Source organism: Alteromonas sp. CNT1-28, assembly GCF_022348345.1.
Lineage (GTDB): Bacteria > Pseudomonadota > Gammaproteobacteria > Enterobacterales > Alteromonadaceae > Alteromonas > Alteromonas macleodii.
Genome location: NZ_JAKREZ010000074.1, coordinates 1 through 2,807, shown reverse-complemented (window position 1 = coordinate 2,807; position 2,807 = coordinate 1). Strand labels below are relative to the sequence as shown.

Genomic DNA, 2,807 nt, shown 5'->3' with positions numbered 1-2,807 from the left:
AAGCTTCAAGCTCTTTCTTATTCATGTTCATCTGCCTATCCTTAACTCTCTATAGAGTAAATTGAGATAGGCAGTTACACAAAATTAGTTACAGTCTCAAAAGCTTAGAACTAACCTGACAGGTAGCGAAAGCTCTTTAAAATCTCAAGGCAGGCTTACTTTTCTATAATTTTGAATTGTTTTGATTTAAAACGTCCAAAACTTATGTCGGCAATTTTATCGAGTCTATAACCGCGGAGTCCATACTTATCTAAACGGGTACTTGAAACAAGGGGCACCGAAATCAAGTTGTTTTTTAAAACTGTTACATTACTCCATTGTTTAGTGTCTATTTCTAAGGATGCAATGATAATTTGGCTTCCTGGAGGACCAGATATGCCCAACAATAAAGTCGGAGACTCATCTTTGTCAGCAATCCAATTCTCAAGAAACTTTTCCCCACCAAGTTGCCAATATTTCTGAACCCTATCAACAACAGCTTCATCTTCAGGGGGGCTTACTTGGTCATATCCGACCCTATTTTCAAAGTCTTCCTCCGTTATCCGCACGAGTAAGATTTTGTTTGTTTTACCTTTAAAGAGGTCTTCTCGAGTTAATCTGTTTTTCTGCAATCTAGCAATATACTTTTCAGGAACACCTATTGGTCTGAAAACATACTTTGATGACTCTTGTCGCTTATTAAACGTGGGAGAGTGAGAAGATATCAAAGCAGCTTCCACAGCTTTTGACATACCTTCTGAGTCGAATGGTCCAGCTATTTCTAATTTGAAATTCGCCTTTCTTAACCAAGACTCTAGATCTTTATTATGTGACTTAAGCTGGTGTGCTGAGGCTCTCGTTATCTTTGCCCCTCTCCCAATGTACTTAACTGCGCCGCTTTTGTTATCTCTGTATAGATAAACATAAAACAAATCATTCATTTTACTTCCTTATTCAAGCCGAGTCGCTCTAAACGCTAGCATACTGGATAGACTTGTCTAGGCGAATTCCCCCCCTTAAATTCATAACGATTCAATTGTTTACACTAACCTTTGGCAATGAGCCATTCGTTTGCGTCACTTTCGAGCGTTATCACTTTCCGGAATAGAAAGGTAAAGGGCGTTCAAGGCTGCCAGAAACGCAACAGTTTGCAAGATTTCCTGAGCATTAAGAATGAATTTAATCTATGGAATTGTACTTGCTAACCATTCTCTCTATTCTGTCTAGGAAGCGAGTGAAATCACTTTTACTCCATTGCTTTGTGTAATCTTCCCTTAACGTAAAGCTCATTAGAATACTTCCGACATCTGCTGACAAATGTTTTAGAATGTAAAGCTCTCTCCGTATAGAGATCAGTTCCTGGCAGACAATCCCCCCGAAACTAACAATTGAAGCCACTCCGTCAAGAGCTGATTTATAGAAATGCGCGTGAATTGCACTCAGAGTATTCTCTTCATACCACTCTGACACACACGATTGTTGAGTGATTCGCCCTAGTGTCCTATTTGACAGCTCTTCTGGTGAAATATTAGGAGAAAGCTTCCGTTTAAGTTCCGCTTCTAGCGAATATGCGAAGGTCTTCGAGTCTATCTTTAGTAAAAGTGAATGAGGAGATGGGTTACGCACTAACGAATAAAACGCTTCCTGTCGTCGTATAGGAAATTTGGTAACTCCTATTTTGACTAACCCAAAATCATTGTATTCAAAGCAATAAACATAAAAGCTCATTTTCACCTCCAATCATAAGAACTTTGAAGGTGACACAATTACAACGCGTAAGCAATTGTATTAATTGAACTTTATGTATTATAGCATTGACATTGAGAACTTCTTCCCTAATTCCAGACTTCGTAAAGAGCAAATTTCAATGGATGTCGTATTTGCTTGAAGGTAGAAGTTAGCATTGTCCATTTTTGACTGATGGATTCACGAATAGTTGAATGGCGAACGCCTGACTCATATTTGAAAAAGCAATTTTAAAGACTACTGATATCACGATTTGAGCGTTGCCAATCAGATAACATTTTGCACATTTGAGGCTAGATCAGCATATAACGCCATTATAGAATGGTGAGTGATAAAAAATTTAATAATGTTAAAAAGGGAATTTTATGTTCGGAAAGACCAATCCTAAAAAGGTACATCCAAGCAGGTGGTATATAAAGACTTTCAACCCATACACTGTGACCGACTCATTTAACAAAATTGACTATGACATCAACTCCTTATTCGCTGCATACGAAAATAAAGCGCTAACTCTGTGGCATGAAGGAAGATATTTAACAACTCTCGAAATTTCAAAAAACGAGGCCAACCGACTTTTTGAAGTTCATAAGTTAAATAGGTGCAAGACGTCAGTGCCTTTAAACTTTTCAGTCATTTTCACATCTAGGAATGGAACAGAGTTTTTCTTTATTGGAAAAGACTTGTGTACGAAAGAGCATGCGTTCTCCGTTGAAAGGTTAAGTTTTACAGAGACCCAAGGTTCGTTAAATGTGTCCGTAGATGGTAAAAACATCGCTGTTTTCGAATCAGATAACGAAAAGGAAACGTTTTACAGAGCCCAAAAAGATGCAATGTCCATCGCAGAAGCGAAAATGGATAGCCAAAGCTTAGAAGATTCAAAAGCGATTTCGGCTCTTAGGACGGCAGAGAGAGCCAAAGCAGAAGAAGCTGAAAAGAAAAGTGAGCAAGAGGCCGAATTTAGAAGAAATGGATATAACCACATAATTTGAATTAGTCTCGACTTAATCTGACACTTCTTCTTGAAAAGATGAGAGTTACCCGTTTTGATAAAGGTGTCGAATCTTTAATCAAAACAAAATAGG

The 2,807-nt window shown here is 38.1% G+C and carries 2 protein-coding genes; one reads left to right on the top strand and one right to left on the bottom strand.

The genetic code is table 11. The features are described 5' to 3' along the window. Positions 1-155: 155 nt before the first annotated feature. On the bottom strand, positions 156-920 hold the full coding sequence (locus MHN02_RS21220) for a hypothetical protein (protein ID WP_171338589.1): 765 nt from the start codon (positions 918-920) through the stop codon (positions 156-158). A 1,170-nt stretch (positions 921-2,090) separates the two neighbouring features. Between MHN02_RS21220 and MHN02_RS21215 the strand changes: the two genes are divergently transcribed. Next, on the top strand, positions 2,091-2,714 hold the full coding sequence (locus MHN02_RS21215; protein WP_239247932.1) for a hypothetical protein: 624 nt from the start codon (positions 2,091-2,093) through the stop codon (positions 2,712-2,714). The last annotated feature ends 93 nt before the right edge of the window (positions 2,715-2,807 follow it).